The following is a 25,002-nucleotide window of genomic DNA, read 5'->3' as shown; positions in this document are numbered from 1 at the left end:
AACCGGCCGGCCGCAAACTCGGGATGCGCTACCCGGCAGTGTCGATGGCCAGTTCGTCGCGGATGCGGTGGGCTTTCACCTTCAAAGCGGCCGTACATCCGGCCGTGAGCGCGCGAAGGCAGGCGTCGGCGATGCCCGTGGCGATGGCATCAGGGCCGGCCTCGGCCAACCACTCGGGGTTATCCGCGCGGATCTGGATCGAGGTCTCGACGAAGTGGAACGGCAACTCCGTCGCGACGGTCATGTCGACCTTGTTTTTGTCTTTCCATAGATTCGAGTCGGCACACGTCCGCCGGGCGAGCGTGCGGTAGCACTCGCGCAGGTATTCGCGGCGGGATTCGAAATGCGGGAATTTGGTACCGCGGATCTCGGGAAGTTGGAACAGCGCACCGAGATTCCATCGGCCCGCCAACAACTGATGCGAGTCGTACCAGACCATGACATAGAGGCGACTCGCCGGGGAACTGGGATGGTCGGACAGCCGCTTTGCCAGCCTCGCCGAGGCGTCGACGGTCCGGACCAGCAAGTTGTCGAGGATGTCATCCTTTGTCTGGAAGTGGTGGTAGATGCTGCTCTGCCTGATGCCCACCGCATCGGCAATCGCCCGGGTCGATGTCGCGGTGTATCCGTATGCGGTGAACAGCTCGGCGGCGGCGTCGAGGATTTCCTCCCGTGGGGTGTCACCGGGTCTGCGCTGATCGATGATCCTGGGACGTCCGCGTCGGACTGCTGTCATTCACAAGAGGATGCCACCAACTCGTCGTGAGTTGCTCGGTGGGTTTGGGGTCGGTTGCCGGCCATCGCCCGTCACGGTGCCGACGGCGCCGGAGCACACAGCTGCGGAATCGCGAATTCCAGCATCTGAATGGCCCGGGGCACGGGATTCTCGCCTGCGGCAAGTTCGTAGAGAACGGTGCCGTCGACGACGGCCAGGACGGCGCGCGCCGCTTGCGGACTGACGCAGCGGCCGTTGCGGGCCAGCACATGTCCGATCAGGTCGGCGAGGATTTCGTTGTAAGCACCGATTAACGAGGTCAGCTCGGCGTGCTTGCCCGCCTGTAGGTAGCGCTCGTATACGCCCGAGATCGTCGCGCGGGTCAACGATCCGTCCTCGGCGGCGTGCACTGTCGCGACTTCGGTAATGAGGCGCGCGGTCGCATTGAGGTCGAGTTCGCGGGGTAGGCGGGTGACGAAGTCGTTGGCTTGGTCGACCCACCCGTTGAGCATGAATTTCAGTCCGGCGGCCAGCAGATCGTCACGCGAGGCGTAAAAGGCCCGGACGGTCTGTTCCGGCAGGCCGCCCTCTTCAGCGACGGCCCGGCTGGTGACCGCGTCGAATCCACGTCGCCGCAGCACGGCCACCGTGGAGCGCAACACCGCCCGCCGCCGATGTTGGGAACGCGTCGACGATCCGGAAGAGTGCGCCATGGTCCACCCCGTCTCAGAGCGAGTACAGATAGCGGTCACGTTCCCAATCGGTGACGGTGCTGTGGTACGAGTCCCACTCCGCGTATTTCATGTCGACGTATTCGGAGACGAAGCGCTTGGGGAAGACGCGGCCGGCGAGCTCGCTACGGGCGAATGCCTCCGTCGCCTCAAGTAGGTTGCGCGGCAACCGGACCGCGTTGAGTGTGGGATTCGGCCCGGTGTCAATCAACGCCACATCCACCGGATCCCCGGGATCCATCGCATGTTCCAGCCCGTCGAGGCCGGCCGCCAGCAGAAAGGCGGCCGCCAGGTAGGTGTTGGCCGCGGAATCCACGGCGCGATTCTCGATCGCTGGACGGTTTTTCGGCAATCGCAGCATGCACGACCGGTTTTGTACGCCGTACGCCGACCAGGCCGGTGCCCACGATGCCGTGCCGTCGGCCAGGCGGGGATTCAGTCTCTTATAGGAATTCACCGTGGGGGTCACGACAGCCGCGAGCGCGTCCGCGTGGCGCATCAGACCCGCGATAAACCGGTATGTGGTTGCGCTCCAACCCAATCCGCGGGGGTCGGCGGCATCGCGCATCGCGTTCTTTCCGGTGCTGGACGACGCAAGGCTCATGTTGTAGTGGTGGCCCGAACCCCATGCCTGGGTATATGGCTTGGGCATGAAGGTCACGGCCAGCCCATGTCGCTTTGCGATTTGTCGAATCATCAAACGGAAGTAGGTAATTCGGTCGGCCATCCGCAGCGCGTCGTCGTAGGCGAAGTCAAACTCGTATTGGCCGTCACCACCTTCGTGATCGAAGCTGAACACCCCGAAGTCGCTGTCTTGCAGAGCAGTCACGAAGTCATCGAGAAAGCCCGCGGCATCCAGCGTCGCTTCGGCGTCGTAGGCGGGGCTGGGCTTCAACCCGCCGGTCCGGGCGAGCGGGGAGAGGTAGTCGGTCCCATCGCCGGCCCGCGCCGGGTCGAATACGAAGACTTCTGTCTCGACACCCAACTTGAAGTCGAACCCCAGCTCCCGCGCTCGATCCAGTTGAGCTTTTAGGATGTTGCGCGGACACTGGTCATGCGCCGTGGTGCCGGCCAGCATCAAATCGGCGGCCATCCATACGAATCGCTTGTCCCAGGAAAGCTGGCGTAGCGTTGCGAGGTCTGGCAGCGCCACTGATTCTTCTTCGTGGGGGTCCATTGCGCCGAAGCCGGTGATGCCCCGGGGAGTGAATCTTTCGGACCCGGCCAGCATTTCGGGGAGCCGTTCGATGGGCACCACCTTGGTCTTCGGCCGGCCATGGACATCGATCCACGAGCTCAGGGCGTACTTCGCCCCCCGGCGTGCCAGCGACTCTGCGATCTCCCGGTGTGCGGGCTCAACGGCGCTAACCGTGTCCATCGATTGCCTCCTCGAATCGAAGTGCGTGCGTGGCGTGCAGCGGCCGTGTCAACGGCGGCTCTTCGGAAACTCCCGCCAAAACCTTGCGGACGACCGCCTCCACGACGGCGTCGAACAGGGTGTTGCCCAGCGACGCGGTGGCCCGCGATGGCTGACCGGTGACGCCGTTGCCGGACAGCACCTCGGCGGTGTAGCGAAAGGTCAACGCGCCGGTACGGTCTGGGTCGTCCGCATCGAGCATCGCCGTCCGGTCGACCAGCTCCGAGAACAGATGCAACGCCAGCGAGGTTTCTGCGCGATTGGCGTGGATGTCCGCCCCATCGGTCATCACCTCGGCGGTGATCGCCGGGGTAGCAGTCCACCAGTCGAGCCACGTCGATTTGAGGTCCGGCCGGACGAATCGTAGCCGGTCGGTTGCCATCCCCAGTGCCGCAACGTTTCCCATGTGGGCATTGACGAAAATCAGTCGCCGCAGGCCGCTGCGCGCCGACCACTCGGCGATCCGGATCAGCAGCCTGGCCAGCTCCTCGGGAAACAGTGACAGGGTGCCGGGGAACGCCGTGCCGTGGCCCAGGCTGCATCCGATGCTGACCGGGGGCAGCACCATCGTGGCAGCACATCTGGCCGCGGCACCATCGCATATCGCCTGCGCGATCCGCGTATCGGTGTCGGTTGGCAGGTGCGGCCCGTGCTGTTCGGTGGCACCCACCGGAACCAGGCCGACGCAGCCTTCCAGCTCGAGCCGTCCAATCTGGGTCGACGTGCATTCGCCCCATCTCATGAGACGGCAGACCGGCTGCGATACCGACGACCGGGTTTCACCAGCGGCACTGGTGCCCTCCGACGATTCGGAGCGAAGGCTCCGCGATCCTTCCGGGCTTTTGTCCCCTGGTGTACCGCACAAGGATGTGCGGCTGCACCCCTCGGTCCAGGCCTCTCGCGAGCGGAACCCTAGGCGCCGACCCCCGTCGGGGATCTGGGATGCACGCTAGGCGACACTCGTGTCGACGCGATGTCAGAAAAGTGTCCGCGATGTTACCGACGACTCGCCGACGGCGCCGGTGCGGCGTGACCTTCGCAGCGCCAACGTATTTCGAAGATTTGCCGGCGGAATACTGCTACTCGCCCAACCGCGGTAGACATGCCGGAACGTTTCTGCAAGTATGGCCGTCGAACTCGCCTTCTGCGACGAGTTTTCTTCAATCGCAATTGTTCCCGCGATCCGCAGTCACGCCGAAAGGACATCACCATGTACGACTGGTCTGCCGTCGACGTCGATCGGTTGCGCAGCGATCGCCGCGAAGCGATCGCCGATCTGATGAGGCGGCACGAGCTATCGCACCTGCTGTTGACCGGGTTCGACCACATCCGCTACGCGACGGACTACCGCATGCAGATCATCGCGGAGGCGTTCGACTGGTTCGCCGCCGTCGTCGATCGGGACGGCGGGACCGAGATCTTTGCACCGTGGATCGACGAGACGCACGCGGCGCCGGTCGCGGACCTGCCCTGGATCAGCAAGATCCATCCGACACCTTCGTGGTCGCCGATGGTCGGGCATCCCGAGACGTGGACGGCAAGTTTGCTGGGCGCGTTGACCGGAGCCACCCGAGTGGGGATCGAGTTGATCGATCCCGCTGTGCTGCAACGCCTCAAAGACGCACTTCCCGCGGCGGACTTCGTCCCGATCGGGCGCGAGCTCTACGATGTCCGCATCCGTAAGACCCCCGAGGAGATCCGGCTGCTCGAAGATGCCAGCATCGTCAATTCGCTGGGCGCGGAGGCCGGCTTCAAGGCTGCCCAGCCCGGGATGACCGATCACGACGTGCTGGCGGCGATCATGGCGACGCTGCAGGCCAGCGGGCCGGAATTTTTGAGTCACTCCCTGTGTAACCACGGCCGTGGCGACGGCGGGTGGTTCGCCGAGGGCACCGTTCTCGCGGAAGGCGATCCGTACTTCTTCGACATCGGCCTCTACGGCCGGTGCGGCTACGCCTCGGACATCGCGCGGACCGGCTTCGTGGGCGGCGATACGCGCGCTGCGATCAAATCGGTCTACGCCAAGCTACTCAAGGCGCATGAGGTTGCCGCCGAGGCCGCCAAACCTGGTGTGCGCGTGTCGTGTATCGACGACGCGGTGAACGACTACCTGCGCTCCGAGGGCTTGCCCACCACTCCGTACGCGATCGGGCACGGCGTGGGTCTGCGCGCCTGTGAACTTCCGACGGTCTACCGCGGGTCGTTGACGGATCGCGATCAAGTCCTGGTCGAGAACAGCGTTATCGCCTTGGAGCCGGAGACAGGCCTCGAGGTGGACGGACGCTACATCCTGCTCAAGCTCGAGGACAACTACGTCGTCGAACACGACGGCGTGCGAAGGCTTTCGCCGGCGGGTTACGGACTCGACGGCCTGTGACGCAGGCCGGCAGCGGCGGTTCGGGCCGGCTGCGCGTCCTGCTGGTACAGGAATGCCCGGCCGCACGCGACGTCGACGCCAACGTTGAGCGAATTAGGTCGCTGCTTGGCAGGCATCCGGATTGCGAGATCGCGGTATTCCCCGAACTATTCGTCACCGGGTATCAGACCGATCGTCCCGCGGAGTTGGCGCTGGGCGCCGAGGCGGCGGCGGTGTCAGCAATCCGGCAAGCATGTGCCGAATGTGAAACCGCGTTCGTCGGGGGTTATCTCGAGCGGGGCGCCGACGAACGGATCTACAACTCGATGTTAGTCGTCGACGCCGGGGGAGAGATCGCGGGAAACTATCGGAAGACCCACCTCTTCGACGTCGAGTCGGCCGCCTTCGACGCGGGCGACAAGTTAGCATGCATCGACGTAGCGTCTCGACGGCTTGGCCCACTGATCTGCTTCGACATGGAGATCGCCGAAGTGGCTCGCACCCTTGCGTTTCAACGCCCCGATGTCTTCGTCGTGATCGCCGCGAATATGGCGCCGTTCCACGATGATCACGTGGTGGCCTCGCGTGCACGCGCACTCGACAATCGCACTCCGCTGATATACGTGAACCGCGTCGGTAGCGAGTCGGGTTTCGATTTCACCGGTGGGTCACGAGTCGTCGACCCGAATGGTCGCGTGGTGGCCGAACTGGGCCACGGGCAGCGGGTTGCCACCGTCGACGTCGTGCTGCGCCGCGACCCGCCCGCCGAGGTCGACTACCTGCGGCATCTCCGCCCCGAGCTGTACTGGGCGCACAACGGGCCGTGCTAACGCTGTGAGCTTGCCCGCGGCAGCAGCCGCCCCGGCACAATGCATTGCCGTGAAACATCCCCGCCGTTGATCCGGGCGACGAGCGAATCGATTGCGGCCGTCGCGATCTGGGCGGGCATCAGGTCCACCGCGGTGATCGGTACTCGCAAGTGCTGGATCATCGTGCTGTCGCCCAAAGCGGCGACCAGGATGTCGTCGGGTATCGATAAGCCGAGTTCGTCGGCGGCCACGGTGACGCCCAGCGCGAGCCGATCCAGGGTGGCCAACACGGCGTCGGACCGGACACGACCCGACAGGAGCCGCTGGACCGCCGCGCGCCCGGACTCTTCGGTGCTGCCGCCGTCGACATAGGAGATCCGGGCGGCACAGCGATGCGCCTGGCACCACCGGGTGTAATGCTCAACGGTGTCGCGGACGTACGACGCTGTCGGATCGCCGGCCAGCAGTGCGGGTCTGCGCGCTCCGGACGCGCGAAGATGGTCCAGGACGGCGGGGATAGCGGTGGGGTAGTCGTTGTCGACCCAGGGATGGTCGGCCGTCGTTCGACCTACGGTGACCACCGGGACGCCGGCGCGGGTGGCCTGCACCAGCAGACTCTCATCGTCGTCGGTGGGGTCGACGACAATCACGCCGTCGTAGGACAGGTTGGGCGGCAACGATTCTGGTGACAGTGCCAACGCAAATCCGTGCGTCGACGATCGAATGGCCGCGGTGGTCATCAGGCCGACAAAAAAGTCGATGCTCCATAGCGACGCGGCCTCGGTTCCCGGTGCGCTGACCGACATGAGCAGCAGTCCGGTACGTGCACCCACCAGGCTACGGGCGGCGGCACTGGGTCGGTAGCCCAGTTTGTCGGCCGCAGCACGCACCCGGCTGCGGGTCTTGGCGGTCAGCCGCCCATTGCCCGACAGCGCATCGGAAACCGTCGTGACCGACACGTTGGCAGCTCGCGCCACGTCCTTGATAGTCACCCGGCTGCGATCGGCTACCCGGGCCATGCACTGCCCGCTACCAGCACGCCCACCACACCCCGTCTCAAGAGAGACTGCCGAAACGATTCAGCGGTGAGGTTACACGAGGATACGGGTGTCGGGGCCGCGAAGGCCCGGGCCGCCCGAGCCGTCGAGGCGGCCCGGGGTCATTCGGCGGCGGGCACCATCGCCCATTGCGTGCCGTGCACTTGCGTTGGGCTGCGGTGCACCGCGCTGTAGATTACCGCACCGACGACGAGGGTGCCGGCGGTGAACATCAACGGGAAATATTGCAAATACCAGTGACCCCCCTGGGGGTCATAGATGGCTTGGCGCGGCCAGATCAGGTTGACGAACATCGCGGCCCCGTATCCCACCGCCACGACGTTGACCCACAACCCGGCCCGCCCCATGCTGAAGGCACGTCGCCCGTGGTCGTCGACGGCGTCGGCACCGAACACCGCCTCACCACGCAGTCGCGTCACCAACATTGCGCCGGTGACCATCAGGTAGGCCAAGTAAATGATGATGATGCACGTCGATTCCATTGCCACGAACGCGGCTTGCGGCCCGAGGTTGAGCAGCAACACCGCGATCGCGCCAAGGCCGATCGCGGTGGCCGCGGTTGCGGGGGTGCCGGTTCGACGGGGAACACGGGACAGCGCGGCATGAAACAGGGTGCGGCGGTCGCGAGCCATCGAGAACAGCATGCGGGATCCGGCCGTCTGAATCGCCAATGTCGCAACGCAAATCGCAATCGCGACCATGATCAGCAGGATCTTTCCGGTCGCTCCGGACAGTACGGTCGCCACCACGTACGCTGGTCCCTCGTCGGCGAGCCTCCCGTCGCTGAGGCTGGGCGCGGCCAGCACGGTCACGACAATGATCCCGAAGCCGAGGACGCCGGCCGCCGACAATGCGCGTAATGTGGTTCGCGGTGCGATCCTTCGGGCATTGTGGGTCTCTTCGGACATCTCACTGGCGCTGTCAAAACCCACCAGCACGTACGCGGCGGTGAACGAGGCGCACAGCAATGCGCCGAAGTATCCCGCGTGGCCGACGGTGCCGGTGGTTGCCAGGACCGCGCCCGGGCGTCGGCTGTGCACGAGCAGCAGGATGATGATGGCCACGGCACCGGTTATTTCCGATATGACGCCGCAGTTATTGATGATGTACATCAGCTTGATGCCGATGATGTTGACGATGGTGGTCAGCGCCATCAATATGCCCGCCAACAGGATTGCGTTGTGGGCACCGGAGCTGGAGGTGGGTGACGGGTCGCCGCCGACCAGCTGGAAGCCATTCCAGATTTCCGGCAGCACCACTTGCAGGGCGACGGCGGCGCTCGTCATGACGACGATCTGGCCGATGATCATGATCCACCCGGCGAACCAGCCGAAGACTGGGTTGGCCAGTCGGCTCGCCCACTGATAGATCGCGCCCGAGAGGGGGTAGCGGGCAGCGAGTTCGGCGAAACATAGCGCAACCAGCAGCTGTCCGCCCAGTACCACCGGCCACGTCCACACGTAGGCGGGCCCGCCGAAACTGAAGCCGAGCCCCGCCAGCTGGAACACGGCGGTCAGCACGGAGATGAAGGAAAAGCCCGCCGCGAAGGACGCGAATCGCCCCATCTTCCGGTGCAGCTGTTGCTGATAGCCGAAGGAGGCCAAAGCGCGGCTCTCGCTGACATCCTCTTGTTCAATAATGCTGGTTTCCATCATCTTTCCCTTCACGACTGGCCGTCAAGATTGTGGAGTGGGGTGGCCGAATGACGACAGGGCCAGCGAACTCGCCGGCAGGACAAGCTCACCCGCTTCGATGCGGTCTCGCAGGTAGACGAAACTCTGCGCCGTCTGCGCAAACAGGTGATCGCCGGCCTTCAGCGGGCCGCGTGTCGGCTGACCAGGGTCGCAGAGTTTGGGCATCGGCGCGACGATCGTGTCGTAGTCGACATTGAAAAACAGTGGGTAGGAGTATCTTTCACTGACGACCTTGCGCACCCGGTGCGTAGTGGCGACGAATAGACCGTTAGTCCAGAGCTCCAGCATGTCGCCGATATTGACCACGAAACAGCCCGGCCTGGGCGGCACGTCGATCCACTGTCCGGCGCCGTTGAGTACCTCGAGCCCCGGTTGGGTCGCCTTCAACAAGGTGATGCACTCGTAGTCGGTGTGCGCCCCGATACCCGGACTGTCGGTGGCTGCCTCGTCGACCGGATAGTGGATCAGCCGCAGCTGGCTCGGCGGATCGATCAGGAACCGGTCGAAATAGTCCTCTGATTCCCCCAAATAAAGCGCAAACGCGCGCATGATCGCACGGCCCGCCATGAACACCGCTTCGTAGTATTCAGTGACAGCCTCGGCGAACCCGGACAGTGCCGGCCATTGATTAGGGCCGCTCAGGGCGGTGATGCCGGCGCGGTCGGGGCGGTGGCGAGCGCAATCGTAGGCTTCCTTCTTGTCGGCGGTTCCACCGGCGAACACTTCGCCGCCTTGCGGCACGTAGCCGCGATGGTTCGTCGAGTTGCCGATGTAGACCGACATTTTCGCGTCCATGGACTGGCCGAAAAAGCGTTGCGACGCGCTGTGCATGCGGTCAAAGACCTCGTCCGGCACGCCGCTGCCGCTGACGTACATGAATCCCACCTGATGTGCGGCCGCGCCGAGTTGTTGCGCGACAACGGCTCTCGCCGAGGAATCCGCGGTGGCCAGCCCGGAGATGTCGATCTCGGGCACCGTATCGAACGACGTTAAGGCGGACATCTGGTTATACCTCACGTGTCTGAAGCAGGGCCGGGTCACCAGTGCGCTCGCCGATCTGCCAGCGCCCCGCCAACAGGCATGCGGAATCAAGAGCAGTGCCGGCGGTAATCAGTGCGTGCGATTCGCCCGCGTTGACCACGATTGGGAACTCGGCCGGATCATTTCTAGTCGAATCTCTTACCCGCCAACCGTTGTCGTCGATCGTGCCGATCGCAATCTCACAGTTCGAGGGACCATGACCGGTTTGGGCATCGAGTCCGCGACTCACGGCGTACCCGAAGAAGCCCGCCGACCGCAGCAGCAGGGCAACCCGGCCGGCGCCATCGCGGAGCAATGCGGTCGCCGAGTCCTCCGGCTTGTGGCGTTCGGTCCGAATCCACACCTCGCAATATGGCTCGAGGACGCCCTCCTCGACCAGCGTGTCACCGTCCCACCTGAGTCGCCCGACGTCGAGACGTCGTTCCGACGACCAGTCGATCGTGTGATGCCACGTGAATTGTGTTCTGTCGTCATCATTTTGATGCAGACGGCCAGCGAACGCATCCAATCGTGGCCCCCATTCGGCATCCGGGGACCGGTCAACCGCCGGATCCACACCGGGCCGGCGCACGTCAACGAACCATTGCCGACCCTGCAGCCAGGTCACCTGTGTGGTGGTGTCCGACCGCCCATCCGGCCACTGGATCGAGCGGCGCGACCAGACTCCACACAGGTCTTCGACTGTCGGAGCCAATGCAGACATCTATTCACTCCTAATTTTCTATCGCTCGATAGAAAATTAGGAGTCGTTTGAATCATGCGGATGAGCTCCGTGTTTCGAACGCGTTTCGGGTCGCGCACGCCCCACGCGTCAAACACGCTGAGCCACAGCATCTTCGGGATACACTACGGTTGCCGCGGCGGGTCGCCTGGTTGCTGCCCGTGTGCCGAATCGGCGCTGTCGAGACGTTTGCTGCGCGACGCCCGTGTTTGCACGCCAACGCAAGTTGGCCACCCAGCGGCCGCGGGGCGGGACCTCTTCGCGCCATCGGCGGGGTTGCCGACACTTGCTGGCCCAGCAGCGGCCCGAGCATTCGAGGCGATCGACGACGGTTTGCTGACGCCGTTTCGATACGCTGACTTCAGACCGCGCCGAGCAGGAAGACACGATGCCAGCACATTCCCACAGCCACCGCACCGTCGACCGGCCGAAGCGAATACGGCAACCGGGGGAGCCGCTGCGCATCGGCGTCGGCGGCCCGGTTGGCTCGGGGAAGACCGCTCTGGTGGCCGCGCTGTGCCGACAGCTGCGCGACGAGCTGTCGCTGGCGGTACTCACCAACGACATCTACACCACCGAGGACGCCGACTTCCTGCGCACACACGCCGTGCTGCCGCAGGATCGGATAGCGGCCGTGCAGACCGGTGGCTGTCCGCACACCGCGATCCGCGACGACATCACCGCGAACCTGGACGCGATCGACGATCTGATCAGCGCCCATGACCCCCTGGACCTCATCCTCGTCGAGTCCGGCGGCGACAACCTGACGGCAACCTTCTCCTCGGGTTTGGTGGACGTGCAGATCTTCGTTATCGACGTGGCGGGAGGCGATAAGGTGCCGCGCAAGGGCGGCCCGGGGGTGACTTACTCAGACCTGTTGGTAGTCAACAAAACCGACTTGGCCCCCCTGGTCGGAGCCGATTTGGGCGTGATGGCCCGTGACGCCGAGGCCGCGCGCGGTGGCCGGCCGACGGTTCTGCAGTCGTTGACGAAAGATCCAGCCGCATCCGAGGTAGTGGCGTGGGTTCGCACCCAACTGGCGAACTGATGCAGTCCGAGGTGGTCCTGGTCGCGTCTCGACACCGCTCCCCGCGCATCGAGTGCAGCGGAGGTATCCAAGCGCGATGCACCGCGCCGGACACGGTGCACTTCGTGGCCGCGGCTGCCACCCCGTTGGGCGGCGACACCGTCAGCATCACGGTGGTCGTCGAGTCGGGCGCGGTGTTGAAGCTGCGCAGCGCCGCCGGCACGCTGGCCTTACCCGGGCCCGACACGCCCACGTCGCGCGCCCACTGGGACGTCGAGGTGAGCGGAATGCTCGACGTCGACCTCGAGCCGACGATCGTATCCGCCGACGCCCGTCATCTATCCGAGGTGGGCGTGGTCCTGCACGACGACGGCCGGCTTCGCTTCCGTGAGCGCATTCAGATCGGCAGATGCGGTGAGCGCCAAGGCTTTTGGTCTGGATCGCTGTGGGCTGACCGCGATGATCGCCCGCTGCTGCGGCACCGCATCGAGTTGGGCGCCGGTTCGTTGGCCGATGACAGCATCGCGGCGCCCCGCGCCACTGTCAGCGAGTTCTGCTATCCGGCAGCGGATTTCTCTGATATGCCCGCCGATTCGACCGTGCTGAGGTTGGCAGGTGGCGGAACATTGAGTACCTGGCAGGCAGACCGACTGGTCGGTTAGCTCGCCGCGCGGGTCGGCGAGGAGTCACGGGCCTCGGCGGCTAATTCGGCCAGCTGCTCAAGTCGAGTTCGCGCGAACGCTTGCTGGTCGGTGATGGTGAGCTGGCCGCGCCGGGTGCTCAGGAACGTCACCGTCCAGGACAGCAGCGTGGTGATTTTGGTCTTGAATCCGATCAGGTAGACCAGGTGCAGCACCAGCCACATCAGCCAGGCGATGAAGCCACTGAACTCAAGCGGGCCAATCTTGGCGACCGCGGAGAACCGCGACACTGTCGCCATCGAGCCCTTGTCGAAGTATTGGAACGGCTCGCGCTGGGTCGCGTCCGCCCCGGCGAGCTCGGCCTTGATCGTTCTCGCGACGTACTTCGCGCCCTGAATCGCCCCCTGCGCAACGCCGGGCACACCCTCAACCGCCGCCATGTCGCCCACCACAAACACGTTCGGATAACCCGGGACCGACAGGTCGGGAAGCACTTTGACCCGGCCGGCCCGGTCCAGCTCGGCCGGGGATTGCTCGGCGATGTCGCGGCCCAGCCGGCTGGCTTGCACACCCGCTGACCAGACCTTGCAGGCGGACTCGATGCGGCGGACGGTGCCGTCGGAATCCTTGACAGTGATCCCGTTGCGATCCACATCCGTGACCATGGCGCCCAGCTGGATCTCCACGCCCATCTTCTCCAGCCGTGTCCTGGCGCGCTCGCCCAGCTTTTCTCCCATCGGCGGCAGCACCGCGGGAGCCGCGTCCAGCAGGATCACTCGCGCCTTGGTCGAATCGATATGCCGGAAAGCACCTTTCAGGGTGTACTCAGCCAATTCGGCTATCTGCCCGGCCATTTCGACGCCGGTGGGGCCCGCACCGACCACGGTGAAGGTCAGCAGCTTCTTGCGTCGCTCGGGATCGCTCGACCGCTCGGCTTGTTCGAAGGCACTCAGGATGCGGCCGCGCAGCTCGAGCGCGTCATCGATGGACTTCATACCCGGCGCGAACTCAGCGAAATGGTCGTTGCCGAAATACGATTGCCCAGCGCCGGCGGCGACGATCAAGCTGTCGTACTCGGTTTCGTAGCTGTGGCCGAGCAACTCCGAATGCACCCGTTGATTGGCCAGATCGATATGGGTGACGTTGCCGAGCAGCACCTGAACGTTGCGCTGTTTGCGCAGCACGACACGGGTCGGCGGGGCGATCTCGCCCTCGGAGATGATCCCAGTGGCAACCTGGTACAGCAACGGCTGGAACAAGTGATGCGTGGTCCGCGCAATCAACTTGATGTCGACGTCGGCGTGCTTGAGCTTCTTTGCCGCATTGAGCCCGCCAAACCCCGATCCGATGATCACGACACGGTGCCGTCGCTTGGGTTCAACTGTGGCTTCTGGCTGCGGGCTCATTGGGTGAATTGCTCCTGACGGGGCTTCGTGTCATGCGACTTCAGTTAGCTACTACGGTAGTCACCCCGCCACGGCCAAACCCAGGTAGTAAGCCTGTGTAATCAAACACATCGGCCATTAACCCTGGTGGCACCAACGTGATTCGCGTCATGTCGGCCGCTGGATGCGACCTTGGTTACATGCCGCGCAGCCGGGGTGGTGCGCGGCCACGGTCATGGTGACTTCGGGGGTATACCCACGCCCGGCGCGGCTAACGATCACTCACCGCTCGACGGCGGGGTGCTACGCGAAACGCGTCAGCGCGCCGTGGCTCACGTGCAGCGTTTGCCCCGTGATGTGGCGCGCCCCCGGAGTGGTGAGGAACAGCGCCAAGCGGGCGACCTCGTCGGCGACCGACGAGGTCGCCCGCGACAGGCCGTCGTAGCCCGGTTGTGCGCTGCGCCCGCTCGCCACCGCGTTCACCGTGATGCCGCGAGTGCCGAAGATGCCGGCCTGTCCGCTAACCCAACTCGACAACGTCGCCTTGATGGCCGCGTCGATGCTGGCCGCCGGCGGGTTCTCCGGCACGACGCTGATGATCGAGCCGCCGGACCGCAAGTGGTCACCGACGACCTGCAGCGTCAGCACGGCGGACAGCACGGTCGAGTCGAGGGTGTTGCGCCAGGCGTTGGCCGTGTCGGCGATGGAGTAGGCGCGGGGGTCGCCGGCGTCCCAGGACGGGGCGGGCACGTTGACGATGGTGTCCAGGTGATGGGGGAACGACGGGCGGGCTTCCTCCAGGCTGGCCGGATCGGTGGTGTCGCACACGATCGCGTCGACGTCGAGTTCTTTGGCGTTGACTTCGAGATCGCTGCGGCGAGCACCCACGAGGGTCACCTTGTGACCGCCATCGCGGAAGGCCTCGGCTACGGTTCGTCCTAGATCCGTGTCGCCACCGGTGACCAGCACCTCCACTGCCATGACCTCCTTGTATTCACCGTTGAATCCCGGGCCATGACGCTCGCGCCCGGGATGTCAGCGTGTTATGGCGTCGATCTGGTCAATGTTACTGGACAGTAGCTAGTCGGCGAAATTTCCGCGGGCACGACGCGCAGACGATTTCGAAAAGTTTTGGCCGCGATCGTTGAACCGGTCGCAGGCTAGGGTCTGACCCATGCGTCGGAGCCGAGTTCTGGCCAGGGTGGTGTGGGGTGTGGCGTCGATGGTGGTTGTCGCGGGTGTGACGGCCTGTGGTGCCAAGACGCCGGCCACCACACCCGCGTCGCCCGGTCAGTCGGCACCGGCCGCGGGGTCGATCGTGGTATTCGCCGCGGCATCCCTGAAGCCCGCGTTCACCCAGATCGCTCAACGTTTCAAGACCGACAATCCCGGTAGCGGCGTGGAGTTCGACTTCGCCGGTTCCTCCGAACTGGCGACCCAACTGACCCAGGGGGCGTCGGCCGACGTCTTCGCCTCGGCCGACACCGCGCAGATGGACAACGTGGTCAAGGCCGGGCTATTGGCCGGGAATCCGATCAACTTCGCCGCCAACACGCTGGTGATCGTCACCGCGCCGGGCAACCCGAAGAAGATCGCCTCCTTCGCCGACCTGACCAAGCCCGGCCTGAAGGTGGTGACCTGCCAAAAGCCGGTGCCGTGCGGCGCGGCCACCCAGCGCATCGAGGATCGCACGGGGGTGCACCTCGACCCGGTCAGCGAGGAACCGAGCGTGACCGATGCCCTCACCAAGGTCACCACGGGGCAGGCGGATGCCGCCCTCGTCTACGTCACCGACGCCAAGAATGCCCACGGGTCCGTGACGACCGTCGACTTTCCCGAGGCGGCCGGCGCGGTCAATGTCTACCCCATCGGGGTGCTGAGGAAGGCGCCGCAGGCGGCCTTGGCGCAGAAGTTCGCCGCACTGGTGACATCCGAGGCGGGCCAGCAGGTGCTGACCCAACTGGGCTTCGTCAAACCCTGACCGATCACCGTGCGCCGGACCACCAATCTGCCCCGCTGGGTGTTCGTTCCTGCCGCGCTCGGGGCTGCGTTCATGGTGCTGCCGTTGCTGGCCATCGCGGTCAAGGTTGACTGGTTGAACTTTTGGGCGCTGATCAGCAGTTCGTCGTCGATGACGGCGCTGTGGCTGAGCGTGAAGACGGCGGCCGCGAGCACGGTGCTGTGTGTGCTGTTGGGCGTCCCGATGGGCTTGGTGTTGGCGCGCAGCAGCGCACGTCTGGTCCGGGTGTTGCGCCCGCTGATCCTGCTGCCGCTGGTATTGCCGCCGGTGGTGGGCGGCATTGCGCTGCTGTACGCGTTCGGCCGGATCGGCCTGGTCGGGCGGTACCTGGAAGCCGCCGGCGTCAGCATCGCGTTCAGCACGGCCGCGGTGGTGTTGGCGCAGACCTTTGTCTCCTTGCCGTTCCTGGTGATTGCGCTGGAGGGCGCCGCCCGCACGGCCGGCGCCGACTATGAAGTGGTCGCGGCCACATTGGGGGCGCGACCCAACACGGTGTGGTGGCGGGTCACCCTGCCATTGCTGTTGCCGGGTCTGATATCGGGCGCCGTGCTGGCGTTCGCTCGCTCGCTGGGGGAGTTCGGCGCGACGCTGACCTTCGCGGGTTCGCGGCAGGGAGTCACGCGCACGCTGCCGCTGGAGATCTACCTGCAGCGCGTCACCGACGCGAACGCCGCCGTGGCGCTGTCGATTCTGCTCGTCGCGGCGGCCGCGCTGGTGGTGCTCGGACTGGGTGCCCGCCGGCTGACCGGGACGGACGTGGGGTAGGCGACCATGGGCGAACTGCAGCTTCGCGCGGTGGTGACGGAGCGACGGTTGGACGTGGAATTCTCCGTGGCCGCCGGGGAGGTACTCGCGGTGCTCGGACCCAACGGCGCGGGCAAGTCGACCGTCCTGCACGTGATCGCGGGGCTGCTGCACCCCGACGAGGGGTTGGTGCGATTGGGCGACCGAGTGCTGACCGACACGACAGCCGGCGTCGAAGTACCGACGCATCAGCGACGAGTGGGGCTGCTCCTGCAGGATCCCCTGTTATTCCCACACCTGAGCGTGGCCGCCAACGTCGCGTTCGGACCGCACAGCCGAGGTCGCGGACTGCTGCGCTTCGCCCGGTTCGGCGCCCGACGCGCGGAGCACGACACGGCGCTGCGCTGGCTGCGTGAGGTGGATGCCGAACAGCTGGCCGGCCGCAAACCGCGACAGTTGTCCGGCGGTCAGGCCCAGCGGGTCGCGATAGCGCGCGCGCTGGCCGCCAAGCCCGATCTGCTGCTGCTCGACGAGCCGCTGACCGGCTTGGATGTCGGGGCCGCCGCCGCCGTCCGCGCGGTGCTGCGCAACGTCGTCGCCCACAGCGGCTGCGCGGTCATCCTGATCACGCACGACCTGCTGGACGTATTCGCCCTCGCCGATCGGGTGCTGGTGCTCGAGTCGGGGCGTGTGTCCGAAATCGGGCGGGTAGCCGACGTGCTGACCGCGCCGCGCAGTCCGTTCGCGGCCCGGATCGCCGGTGTCAACGTGGTCGGCGGAACCATCGGCCCGGACGGCGCCCTGCACAGCCAGGCTGGCGCCCGCTGGTACGGGTCGCCGGCCCCCCAGGCGGGTGCCGACCTGGCCGACGGGCAGGACGCGGTTGCGGTGTTTCCTCCGACGGCGGTCTCGGTGTTCCGGGAGCCACCGCACGGCAGTCCCCGCAACTGCGTCGGTGTCACCGTCGCCGAGCTGGACGTCCGCGGCGCCGCGGTCGTGGTGCGCGGCGCCGAGCAAGCCTACGGGGCCCCGGCGCTGGCGGCCGAGATCACTGTCGACGCGGCCACCGAGCTGCGACTGACGCCCGGGGATCGGGTGTGGTTCACGGTCAAGGCCCTCGCGGTGGCGCTGTATCCGGCCGCACCCCATCGCCCGGGATGAACAGCGCAGACTCACCGTAGATTGCACTCCGGCAACATCGCGAAATCCGGCTCGCATCGCCCGCACGGCGCCCTTGCTTCACCGCGGTAACACGGTAGGTTCGTCGCCATGGATCAGGTGGACTCACGCTCGACACGTCGCAAAGGAATGTGGACGACGCTGGCGGTTGCCACGGTGACCACCGCGGGGGCCGTGACCATCGCGTTGCCGGCCGTCGCGGATGCCGACCCCGAGGTCCCCACTCCGGTCCCGGCAACGACGACCGCGCCGCCACCGGCAGCCGCGCCGCCACCGGCAGCCGCGCCGGCTCCCGCGGGACAACCTGCCCCGGCGGCCCCGGCCCCCGCCGGACAACCCGCCCCGGCGGCTCCGGCCCCGGCCGACCCGAACGCGGGACCCGTTGCGCCGCCCGCGCCCGTCGACCCGAACGCGCCGGCGCCACCACCGCCGCCGCCTGCCGATCCGAATGCGCCGCCGCCCGTTGATCCCAATGCCGCGCGCATCACGAACCCCGTCGGGGGATTCAGCTATCTGCTACCCGGCGGCTGGGCGGAGTCGGACGCATCGCATCTCGACTACGGCTCGGCGCTGCTCAGCAAGATGACCGGTCCGCCGCCGGCGCCGGGCCAGCCCGCGCCGGTCGCCAACGACACCCGCATCGTGATGGGACGACTGGACCAAAAGCTGTACGCCAGCGCGGAAGCCAACGACAGTAAGGCCGCCGTCCGGCTCGGCTCGGACATGGGCGAGTTCTTCATGCCGTACCCGGGCACTCGGATCAACCAAGAATCCACCCCGCTGACCGGTGCCAACGGGCTCACCGGAAGCGCATCGTTCTACGAGGTCAAGTTCAGCGACCCCAGCAAGCCGAACGGGCAGATCTGGACCGGCGTCGTCAGTGCCCCGGGGGCGTCCACCACCGGCCCGCCGCAGCGCTGGTTCGTGGTGTGGCTGGGAACCAGCAACAACCCGGTGGACAAGGTCGGTGCGAAGGCGTTGGCCGAATCGATCCTGCCGTTCACCGCGCCCGCCGCACCGCCGCCCGCGCCGGGCGCGGCCCCGGGTGCACCGGCGCCGGCTCCCGCGCCCGCGGCACCCGCTCCAGCACCAGGGCAAGCCCCGGCCAGCGAAGTGGCCCCCGCGCCGCAACGGACATACACCGCCTGAGTTTTCGGCCCGTGAGGGCGCCAGGCGGCCAGCCCGTGCGATGCGCCCGAAATCGCCGAGGGTTTGCGACTTCGGGAGCGGGTATACCTCCTTCGTCCCCGTCTGTAGCTAACACTCGAAGGAGCCGGTCGTGGTTCTGCACATCATCTGGCTAATTGTTTTGGGTCTTATCGTCGGTCTGGTCGCGCGCCTTCTCGTGCCCGGCAAACAGCCGATGGGGTGGATCGCGACGGCCGTACTGGGCATCGTCGGCTCCTACGTCGGCGGCACCCTGGGCAGCGTCATCTTCCCGCCGCACAAGTTCGACATCCACCCACCCATCCAGCACTCGTTCCTCGGTGCACTGGTGGGTGCGGTGATCCTGTTGCTGATCTACAAGTTCGCCACCTCGCGCACGAAAACGCTGTAGCGGCGGACCGACTCGCGACTCGAGCGGATCGATCGGTAGCCGTTAGCGGCATCATGGGGTGATGACGTCCGAGTCGACGCCGACGACGATGACCGCGTGGCAGGTGCGGCGCCCCGGCCCGATGCACACTGATCCGCTGGACCGCGTCAACACCGACGTCCCCCGGCCCGGCCCGGCGGAGTTGCTGGTGGCGGTTCGCGCGTGCGGGGTATGCCGCACCGACCTCCACGTCACCGAGGGCGATCTCCCGGCGCACCGCGATCACGTCACCCCGGGGCACGAAGTGGTGGGGGAGGTTGTCCAGGTCGGGTCCGCGGCGGACGCCGAGGAATTCCGGGTGGGCGATCGGGTCGGTATCGCCTGGCTCCGCCACACCTGCGGGGCGTGCAAATACTGCCGTCGCGGCGACGAGAACCTGTGCCCGGAATCCCGTTACACCGGGTGGGACGCCGACGGTGGATATGCCGAATTCGCGACCGTCCCGGCGGCGTTCGCGCATCGCCTGCCGAGCGGTTACAGCGACAGCGAGCTGGCGCCGCTGCTGTGCGCCGGCATCATCGGGTATCGGTCGCTGCTACGCGCCGAGCTCCCGCCCGGCGGACGCCTGGGTATCTACGGCTTCGGCGGCAGCGCGCACATCACCGCGCAGGTTGCGTTGGCCCAGGGCGCCGAGGTGCACGTGATGACTCGCGGCGAGCAGGCCCGAAAGTTGGCGATGGAGCTGGGCGCGGCCTCGGCGCAGGGCGCCGCGGACCCGCCGCCGGTGCCGCTGGACGCAGCGATCCTGTTCGCCCCTGTCGGTGATCTGGTGTTGCCGGCGTGCGAGGCGCTGGACCGCGGCGGCACCCTGGCCATCGCCGGAATTCATCTCTCGGACATCCCGGTCCTCAACTATCAGCGTCACCTGTTCCAGGAACGCCAAATTCGCTCGGTCACGTCGAACACCCGGGCCGATGCGCGGGAGTTTCTCGACTTCGCCGCCCGTCATCGCATCGAGGTGACGACGCCGGAATATCCGCTGGCGCAAGCCGACCGGGCGCTGCGCGATCTGGCTGACGGACGCATCGCCGGGGCCGCGGTGCTGCTGGTGTAGCGCTCAGGTCGACAGGTGCCAAACCAGGGCGGCGGCCAACGCGCCCAGGCCGTTCAACGACCAGTGCAGCGCAATCGGCGCGATCAGGCTGCCGCTGCGTCTGCGCAACCAGCTGAAGACGAACCCGGCCGTTCCCGTGGCCAGCACCGCGAGCGTCACCCCGGCCGTCATGCCGACCAAGCCGCCGCCGAACAACCGGGTGAAGCCGACATTGTTGCTCGTCAGCCCGAGCGAGGTCGCGACGTGCCACAAACCGAACAGCAGCGAGCCGCCCAGCGCGACCCCGCGGAATCCCCACGCCCGGTGCAGGGCGCCGTGCAGCACACCGCGGAAAGCCAGCTCCTCAGGAATCACGGTTTGCAGCGGGATGATGACCATTGACGCGATCAGCGCACCGGAGACCGTGGCGTAGTGATTGTTCAAGAACATCGGCCGAGTCACCGGCAGCAGCACCCCGACCGTGATCACCGACGCCACCACTGCCACGGCGGCCAGCGCATAGCCCATCCCGGACTTCCAGTGCTCGCGTCCGAGCCCCAGATCGACCCAATCCAGGCCGTTGGAGCGCATCAGCAGCACCAGCCCGGCCGCCGCGACCGGGACGGCGGCAACGCTTGCCCACGGCGTGGTGAAGTGCGCGATCAGATTCGTCAGCACCAGCACGGCGACGACCACGGCGATGTCGAGGTGCAGCCGAAGACGGTGCAACGCCGACAGCTGCGAGACCACCGGGTGCAGATCGACACCGGCCGGGATCTGGCCGAGGGTGGTCGCAGTGTGCTCAGACATCCTGGCCGAGTTTACCGGCGCGTCAGCGGTTCGACTGCCATCGCCAGGTCGCGATGCGGGGGTCGTCTTCGCCATGTTCGCGGGTATAGCGGCGGGCATCCAGCCGCGCGTCGACCATGTGCTGACGCAGCAGCGCGGCCGGGCCAGCCAACCCGTCCACCCGGTCGATGACGTCCATGACCAGGTGGAAGCGGTCCAGATCGTTGAGCATCACCATGTCGAACGGGGTCGTCGTGGTACCCCGCTCTTTGAAGCCGCGCACGTGCAGGTTCGCGTGATTGGCACGGCGGTAGCTGAGCCGGTGGATCAGCCAGGGATAGCCGTGATAGGCGAAGATGACCGGCTTGTCGCGAGTGAACAGGGCGTCGAATTCCTTGTCGGGCAAGCCATGTGGGTGTTCGGAATCCGGCATCAACCGCATCAGGTCGACGACGTTGACCAGTCTGACCGCCAGATTGGGCAGCTCGCGCCGCAGGATGTCGGCGGCGGCCAGTGTCTCCTGCGTCGGGATGTCTCCGGCGCAGGCGAGTACCACGTCGGGTTCGCCGGTCGCGGTGCTGGCCCACTCCCAGATCCCTAGGCCGCGGGTGCAGTGCGCGATCGCCTCGTCCATGGTCAGGTAGCCCAGCGCCGGCTGCTTGCCCGCGACGATCACGTTGATGTAGTCCCGGCTGCGCAGACAATGGTCGGCCACCGACAGCAACGTGTTGCCGTCCGGCGGCAGGTACACCCGCGAGATTTCCGGCCGCTTGTTGGCGACCAGATCGATGAAGCCGGGGTCCTGATGTGAGGCGCCGTTGTGGTCCTGGCGCCACACGTGCGAACTCAACAGGTAGTTCAGCGACGCGATCGGCTGCCGCCACGGTAGTTCGCGGCTGGTGGCCAGCCACTTCGCGTGCTGGTTCAGCATCGAGTCGACGATGTGCACGAACGCCTCGTAGCAGTTGAACAGCCCGTGCCGCCCGGTCAGCAGGTAGCCCTCGAGCCAGCCCTGGCACAGGTGCTCGGAGAGCACCTCCATCACGCGGCCGTCCGGGGCGAGGCCCTCGTCGTCGGGCTCGGTCCGCGACAGCCACACCTTGTCGGTGGACTCGAACACCGCCGACAGCCGGTTGGAGGCGGTTTCGTCGGGTCCCATCAACCGGAAACGATCGGGGTTGCGGGTGATGACGTCACGCAGGAAGGTACCCAGCACGCGGGTGGCTTCATGCATTGAGGCCCCCGGCGCCTCGACCGGCACCGCGTAGTCGCGGAAATCCGGCAGGTCCAGTTCGCGCAGCAGCAGGCCGCCATTGGCGTGCGGGTTGGCGCTCATCCGCCGCTGACCGGTGGGCGCCAGCGCGCGCAGCTCGGGACGCAACGCGCCGCCGCGGTCGAACAGCTCCTCGGGGCGGTAGCTGCGCAGCCACTCCTCGAGTTGCGCGCGGTGCGCAGGATTGTCGTGCGTCTCGGACAGCGGCACCTGGTGCGCGCGCCAGCTGCCCTCGACGTGCTTGCCGTCCACCTCTTTGGGCCCGGTCCAGCCTTTCGGGGTGCGCAGCACGATCATCGGCCACACCGGGCGGTCGGTCTGGGTTCCGCCGCGGGCCGCGTGCTGGATGTCGGCGATGTCGTCGAATGCGTCGTCGAGCGCGGCGGCCAGCTCTCGGTGCACGGTGGCCGGATCGTCCCCGGCGACGGTGATCGGGCGGTAGCCGTAGCCGCGCAACAGCGCTTCGAGCTCGGCGTGCGGGATCCGGGCCAGCACGGTCGGGTTGGCGATCTTGTAGCCGTTGAGGTGCAGGATCGGCAGCACCGCCCCGTCGACGGCCGGGTTGAGGAATTTGTTCGAATGCCACCCGGCGGCCAGCGGCCCGGTCTCGGCTTCCCCGTCGCCGATGACGCAGGCGACCACCAAATCCGGGTTGTCGAATGCCGCGCCAAACGCGTGCACCAGCGCGTAGCCGAGTTCGCCGCCTTCATGGATCGACCCCGGCGTCTGGGCCGCGACATGGCTGGGGATTCCGCCGGGGAAGGAGAACTGGCGGAACAGTTTGCGCAGTCCCTCGACGTCTTCGCCGATTCCGCTGTACACCTCGGTGTAGGTGCCCTCGAGGTAGGCATTGGCGACCAGACCGGGGCCGCCGTGACCGGGCCCGGTGACGTAGATGACGCTGGCGTCGCGGTTGCGGATGACGCGGTTCAGGTGCGCGTAGATGAGGTTGAGGCCGGGCGTGGTGCCCCAGTGTCCTAACAGCCGAGGTTTGACGTGTTCTGCCGCGAGCGGTTCCCGCAGCAGCGGGTTGTCCAGCAGATAGATCTGGCCTACCGAGAGATAGTTCGCGGCGCGCCAATACTTGTCGATCAGGGTCAGTTCGTCGTCGGAGAGTGCTTCGGGCGCTGAGGTCGGGGTTTGCAGGCTCACTTGCTCGATTGTCCGCGCCGCCGCGGCACCTCGCTAGGAGCGAAAGTCACTCGTCGCCGCGGGCGCGGGCCTCGTAGGCACGGCGTTTCTCGACGTCGACGTCGTCGGTGAACACGTGGTCGCCGCCCAGCAAACGGTTCAACCCCTCGGCCAGGCGCCGGGGCCAGAACTTCTGCGAAACCACCATCGCACCAGCGGCTTTGGTGATCCGCACCCGCGGCTTGGGCCGTGCCACGAGCGCCACGATCGCGTCGGCGATCTCGTTCGGCTCGGCGTTGCGGAAACCCTTCATTCCGGGCGTGCCGGCCACGAGTTCGGTGTTGACGAACGTCGGCAGCACCGAGGAGAACTGCACCCCGGCCGAGCGGTACTCCAGCCGGGCGGCGTCGGTGAACGCGAGCACCGCATGCTTGCTGGCGCAGTACGTCGCCAGTCCGACGATGTGCAGCTCGCCGGCCAGCGAAGCGACGTTGATGACGTGCCCCTGACCGCGCGGAACCATGCGTTGTGCGGCCAGCTTGCTGCCCAATATCACCCCGTAGACGTTGATGTCCAGAATGCGGCGGGTGACCGCGTCGGGTTCGTCGATGATGCGGCCGACGGGCATGATGCCCGCGTTGTTGACCAGCACGTCGATCGGGCCGAGTTGACGCTCGACCTGGTCGAGGAACTCCGCAAACGACTGGGGATCGGTGACGTCGAGTTTTCCGTAGACGTCCAGGCCGAGTGCGGCGCCCGACTCCTTGACCCGAACCTCGTCGACATCGCCGATCGCGACCTTGGCGCCCAGATTGTGCAGCGCGGTCGCGGTGGCCAGACCGATTCCGCGGGCGCCGCCGGTGATCACGATGACCTTGCCCTGAATTTTGAGGCCGATCGATGCGATGTCTGCCATGCTGCTAAGCACAGCACTCGGCTCCGGACCGCGCAACGAAGCTCCGATCACAGACGAAGGCCCGATCACAAACGAAGGCCCACTCACCGATACTGCAACGGTGATCCGTGTGCGCCGCGCCGTCGCGGCCGACGCGCCCGAGGTCGTCCGGGTCCACGTCCGGTCGTGGCAGTGGGCGTACCGCGGCTTGCTTGCCCAGGACTACCTCGACGGCCTCGACCCGCAGGGGTGGACCGCCAGATTCCGCGTGGTTGGCCTCATCGACGGCCCTGCTGGAGTGAACTCACCGGAGTAGTGAAGTGGCTGAGATGTCACGTGGGCCGGTGGAAGACCGCTCAGTCGAGCGACGATCTTTGCGCGTTGCACGATGTCGAGGACCTCTCCACACTCTGCGCGGTCCAGATATCGACTGGCGCGCGTGCGCAACTCAGTGACAGAAACGGCGGTGCTCGCCCGATGCGGCTTGTCGGCATCGTCGGTTGTGGGGTCAGACATGGTTACTGCCAGTCGGCCGCGTCGCAGGATGAGAATGACTGCGCCAGTGGAAATGTGGCGGATCAAACCCGTGATGTCTGAGCGAAGTTGGCCCACTCCCACGGTGATCGTCACACCCGGAATCGGGTCGAGGTCACTCATGTGCGCCAACGCTACGCATTGAGCGCGTAGTAGGACTCGTCGATGAGATGGCTTACCACAACGACTGTCAACTGCTCCACGTGGTGGTT

General features: G+C 66.4%; 24 protein-coding genes and 1 riboswitch. Of the genes, 11 read left to right on the top strand and 13 right to left on the bottom strand.

Annotation, left to right across the window (positions count from 1 at the left end; genetic code table 11):
- Positions 1–28 precede the first annotated feature (28 nt).
- From G6N33_RS25660 to G6N33_RS25645, 4 genes are all read right to left on the bottom strand, one after another.
- Positions 29–736, bottom strand: a complete 708-nt coding sequence (locus G6N33_RS25660) for a TetR/AcrR family transcriptional regulator (RefSeq protein WP_044505897.1) — start codon at positions 734–736, stop codon at positions 29–31.
- Positions 737–807: 71 nt separating this feature from the next.
- Positions 808–1,428 (bottom strand): TetR/AcrR family transcriptional regulator, encoded by a 621-nt coding sequence (locus G6N33_RS25655; protein ID WP_081661942.1) that lies wholly within the window; start codon positions 1,426–1,428, stop codon positions 808–810.
- 13 nt (positions 1,429–1,441) lie between these two features.
- The gene (locus G6N33_RS25650) at positions 1,442–2,824 is read right to left on the bottom strand and encodes a glutamate--ammonia ligase (protein WP_044505900.1); all 1,383 of its coding nucleotides are present in this window, start codon (positions 2,822–2,824) and stop codon (positions 1,442–1,444) included.
- A complete protein-coding gene (locus G6N33_RS25645; protein ID WP_044505902.1) occupies positions 2,811–3,605 on the bottom strand; it encodes a creatininase family protein in 795 nt (264 codons plus the stop codon). Before G6N33_RS25645 ends, G6N33_RS25650 begins: the two co-directional genes overlap by 14 nt.
- A gap of 87 nt (positions 3,606–3,692) precedes the next feature.
- Positions 3,693–3,790, bottom strand: a riboswitch (guanidine-I (ykkC/yxkD leader).
- Positions 3,791–4,073: 283 nt separating this feature from the next.
- Here G6N33_RS25645 and G6N33_RS25640 point away from each other — a divergent pair.
- The gene (locus tag G6N33_RS25640) at positions 4,074–5,240 is read left to right on the top strand and encodes a M24 family metallopeptidase (protein ID WP_044505904.1); all 1,167 of its coding nucleotides are present in this window, start codon (positions 4,074–4,076) and stop codon (positions 5,238–5,240) included.
- Positions 5,237–6,049 (top strand): carbon-nitrogen hydrolase family protein, encoded by an 813-nt coding sequence (locus tag G6N33_RS25635; RefSeq protein WP_049918913.1) that lies wholly within the window; start codon positions 5,237–5,239, stop codon positions 6,047–6,049. The genes G6N33_RS25640 and G6N33_RS25635 overlap by 4 nt, the downstream gene beginning before the upstream one ends.
- On the opposite strand, the gene G6N33_RS25630 is transcribed toward G6N33_RS25635, so the two are convergent.
- The 4 genes from G6N33_RS25630 to G6N33_RS25615 form a co-directional block, all read right to left on the bottom strand.
- Complete coding sequence (locus G6N33_RS25630; RefSeq protein WP_044505905.1) at positions 6,046–7,047, bottom strand: LacI family DNA-binding transcriptional regulator; 1,002 nt, start codon at positions 7,045–7,047, stop codon at positions 6,046–6,048. The genes G6N33_RS25635 and G6N33_RS25630 overlap by 4 nt on opposite strands.
- Positions 7,048–7,187: 140 nt before the next feature.
- Positions 7,188–8,738, bottom strand: a complete 1,551-nt coding sequence (locus G6N33_RS25625) for an amino acid permease (RefSeq protein WP_044511774.1) — start codon at positions 8,736–8,738, stop codon at positions 7,188–7,190.
- 24 nt (positions 8,739–8,762) lie between these two features.
- The gene (locus tag G6N33_RS25620; protein WP_044505907.1) at positions 8,763–9,782 is read right to left on the bottom strand and encodes an isopenicillin N synthase family dioxygenase; all 1,020 of its coding nucleotides are present in this window, start codon (positions 9,780–9,782) and stop codon (positions 8,763–8,765) included.
- Between the two features lie 4 nt (positions 9,783–9,786).
- Entirely contained in the window at positions 9,787–10,524 is a 738-nt protein-coding gene (locus G6N33_RS25615; RefSeq protein WP_049918914.1) for a hypothetical protein, read from the bottom strand.
- Between the two features lie 406 nt (positions 10,525–10,930).
- On the opposite strand from G6N33_RS25615, the gene ureG reads away from it, so the two are divergent.
- Together ureG and G6N33_RS25605 are read left to right on the top strand one after the other, a co-directional pair.
- Positions 10,931–11,590, top strand: coding sequence for an urease accessory protein UreG (ureG, locus tag G6N33_RS25610; RefSeq protein WP_044505909.1), 660 nt, complete (start codon positions 10,931–10,933; stop codon positions 11,588–11,590).
- On the top strand, positions 11,590–12,231 hold the full coding sequence (locus tag G6N33_RS25605; protein WP_044505910.1) for an urease accessory protein UreD: 642 nt from the start codon (positions 11,590–11,592) through the stop codon (positions 12,229–12,231). The genes ureG and G6N33_RS25605 overlap by 1 nt, the downstream gene beginning before the upstream one ends.
- Here G6N33_RS25605 and G6N33_RS25600 read toward each other — a convergent pair.
- Both G6N33_RS25600 and G6N33_RS25595 read right to left on the bottom strand, forming a co-directional pair.
- Positions 12,228–13,616 (bottom strand): NAD(P)/FAD-dependent oxidoreductase, encoded by a 1,389-nt coding sequence (locus G6N33_RS25600; protein ID WP_044505911.1) that lies wholly within the window; start codon positions 13,614–13,616, stop codon positions 12,228–12,230. The genes G6N33_RS25605 and G6N33_RS25600 overlap by 4 nt on opposite strands.
- A gap of 282 nt (positions 13,617–13,898) precedes the next feature.
- Complete coding sequence (locus G6N33_RS25595) at positions 13,899–14,576, bottom strand: SDR family oxidoreductase (protein ID WP_044505913.1); 678 nt, start codon at positions 14,574–14,576, stop codon at positions 13,899–13,901.
- Between the two features lie 193 nt (positions 14,577–14,769).
- Here G6N33_RS25595 and modA point away from each other — a divergent pair, with 193 nt between their 5' ends.
- From modA to G6N33_RS25565, 6 genes are all read left to right on the top strand, one after another.
- Positions 14,770–15,576, top strand: coding sequence for a molybdate ABC transporter substrate-binding protein (modA, locus tag G6N33_RS25590; protein ID WP_044505914.1), 807 nt, complete (start codon positions 14,770–14,772; stop codon positions 15,574–15,576).
- A 72-nt stretch (positions 15,577–15,648) separates the two neighbouring features.
- Positions 15,649–16,380, top strand: coding sequence for an ABC transporter permease (locus G6N33_RS25585; protein ID WP_081662292.1), 732 nt, complete (start codon positions 15,649–15,651; stop codon positions 16,378–16,380).
- 6 nt (positions 16,381–16,386) lie between these two features.
- The gene (locus G6N33_RS25580; protein ID WP_044505918.1) at positions 16,387–17,520 is read left to right on the top strand and encodes a sulfate/molybdate ABC transporter ATP-binding protein; all 1,134 of its coding nucleotides are present in this window, start codon (positions 16,387–16,389) and stop codon (positions 17,518–17,520) included.
- Positions 17,521–17,628: 108 nt separating this feature from the next.
- The gene (locus tag G6N33_RS25575; protein ID WP_163771709.1) at positions 17,629–18,687 is read left to right on the top strand and encodes an alanine and proline-rich secreted protein Apa; all 1,059 of its coding nucleotides are present in this window, start codon (positions 17,629–17,631) and stop codon (positions 18,685–18,687) included.
- Positions 18,688–18,817: 130 nt separating this feature from the next.
- On the top strand, positions 18,818–19,096 hold the full coding sequence (locus tag G6N33_RS25570) for a GlsB/YeaQ/YmgE family stress response membrane protein (RefSeq protein ID WP_044505923.1): 279 nt from the start codon (positions 18,818–18,820) through the stop codon (positions 19,094–19,096).
- Positions 19,097–19,157: 61 nt separating this feature from the next.
- Positions 19,158–20,189, top strand: a complete 1,032-nt coding sequence (locus tag G6N33_RS25565; RefSeq protein ID WP_044505925.1) for a zinc-binding alcohol dehydrogenase family protein — start codon at positions 19,158–19,160, stop codon at positions 20,187–20,189.
- Positions 20,190–20,192: 3 nt separating this feature from the next.
- On the opposite strand, the gene G6N33_RS25560 is transcribed toward G6N33_RS25565, so the two are convergent.
- Genes G6N33_RS25560 through G6N33_RS25550 form a run of 3 tightly spaced genes read right to left on the bottom strand, consistent with a single transcriptional unit; the run spans position 20,193 to position 24,277 of the window.
- Positions 20,193–20,978, bottom strand: a complete 786-nt coding sequence (locus tag G6N33_RS25560; protein ID WP_044505927.1) for a CPBP family intramembrane glutamic endopeptidase — start codon at positions 20,976–20,978, stop codon at positions 20,193–20,195.
- Between the two features lie 22 nt (positions 20,979–21,000).
- Positions 21,001–23,382: a phosphoketolase family protein gene (locus tag G6N33_RS25555; protein ID WP_044505929.1), complete on the bottom strand. Its 2,382-nt coding sequence runs from the start codon at positions 23,380–23,382 to the stop codon at positions 21,001–21,003.
- A 46-nt stretch (positions 23,383–23,428) separates the two neighbouring features.
- Complete coding sequence (locus G6N33_RS25550; RefSeq protein ID WP_044505930.1) at positions 23,429–24,277, bottom strand: SDR family oxidoreductase; 849 nt, start codon at positions 24,275–24,277, stop codon at positions 23,429–23,431.
- 100 nt (positions 24,278–24,377) lie between these two features.
- On the opposite strand from G6N33_RS25550, the gene G6N33_RS27250 reads away from it, so the two are divergent.
- Positions 24,378–24,572 (top strand): hypothetical protein, encoded by a 195-nt coding sequence (locus tag G6N33_RS27250; RefSeq protein WP_196806361.1) that lies wholly within the window; start codon positions 24,378–24,380, stop codon positions 24,570–24,572.
- Positions 24,573–25,002 lie beyond the last annotated feature (430 nt).

Source organism: Mycobacterium simiae, from assembly GCF_010727605.1.
In the GTDB taxonomy this organism is placed as follows: Bacteria; Actinomycetota; Actinomycetes; order Mycobacteriales; family Mycobacteriaceae; genus Mycobacterium; species Mycobacterium simiae.
This window is presented reverse-complemented; position numbering and strand designations above follow the sequence as displayed.

Coding starts and splice junctions, on each gene's coding strand:
- G6N33_RS25550 (WP_044505930.1), bottom strand. CDS start 24,277: ATGGCAGACATCGCATCGATCGGCCTCAAAATTCAGGGCAAGGTCATC.
- G6N33_RS25615 (WP_049918914.1), bottom strand. CDS start 10,524: ATGTCTGCATTGGCTCCGACAGTCGAAGACCTGTGTGGAGTCTGGTCG.
- G6N33_RS25650 (WP_044505900.1), bottom strand. CDS start 2,824: ATGGACACGGTTAGCGCCGTTGAGCCCGCACACCGGGAGATCGCAGAG.
- G6N33_RS25580 (WP_044505918.1), top strand. CDS start 16,387: ATGGGCGAACTGCAGCTTCGCGCGGTGGTGACGGAGCGACGGTTGGAC.
- G6N33_RS25655 (WP_081661942.1), bottom strand. CDS start 1,428: ATGGCGCACTCTTCCGGATCGTCGACGCGTTCCCAACATCGGCGGCGG.
- G6N33_RS25640 (WP_044505904.1), top strand. CDS start 4,074: ATGTACGACTGGTCTGCCGTCGACGTCGATCGGTTGCGCAGCGATCGC.
- G6N33_RS25565 (WP_044505925.1), top strand. CDS start 19,158: ATGACGTCCGAGTCGACGCCGACGACGATGACCGCGTGGCAGGTGCGG.
- G6N33_RS25660 (WP_044505897.1), bottom strand. CDS start 736: ATGACAGCAGTCCGACGCGGACGTCCCAGGATCATCGATCAGCGCAGA.
- G6N33_RS25630 (WP_044505905.1), bottom strand. CDS start 7,047: ATGGCCCGGGTAGCCGATCGCAGCCGGGTGACTATCAAGGACGTGGCG.
- ureG (WP_044505909.1), top strand. CDS start 10,931: ATGCCAGCACATTCCCACAGCCACCGCACCGTCGACCGGCCGAAGCGA.
- G6N33_RS25620 (WP_044505907.1), bottom strand. CDS start 9,782: ATGTCCGCCTTAACGTCGTTCGATACGGTGCCCGAGATCGACATCTCC.
- G6N33_RS25585 (WP_081662292.1), top strand. CDS start 15,649: ATGGTGCTGCCGTTGCTGGCCATCGCGGTCAAGGTTGACTGGTTGAAC.
- G6N33_RS25600 (WP_044505911.1), bottom strand. CDS start 13,616: ATGAGCCCGCAGCCAGAAGCCACAGTTGAACCCAAGCGACGGCACCGT.
- G6N33_RS25625 (WP_044511774.1), bottom strand. CDS start 8,738: ATGGAAACCAGCATTATTGAACAAGAGGATGTCAGCGAGAGCCGCGCT.
- G6N33_RS25560 (WP_044505927.1), bottom strand. CDS start 20,978: ATGTCTGAGCACACTGCGACCACCCTCGGCCAGATCCCGGCCGGTGTC.
- G6N33_RS25575 (WP_163771709.1), top strand. CDS start 17,629: ATGGATCAGGTGGACTCACGCTCGACACGTCGCAAAGGAATGTGGACG.
- G6N33_RS25645 (WP_044505902.1), bottom strand. CDS start 3,605: ATGAGATGGGGCGAATGCACGTCGACCCAGATTGGACGGCTCGAGCTG.
- G6N33_RS25595 (WP_044505913.1), bottom strand. CDS start 14,576: ATGGCAGTGGAGGTGCTGGTCACCGGTGGCGACACGGATCTAGGACGA.
- modA (WP_044505914.1), top strand. CDS start 14,770: ATGCGTCGGAGCCGAGTTCTGGCCAGGGTGGTGTGGGGTGTGGCGTCG.
- G6N33_RS25605 (WP_044505910.1), top strand. CDS start 11,590: ATGCAGTCCGAGGTGGTCCTGGTCGCGTCTCGACACCGCTCCCCGCGC.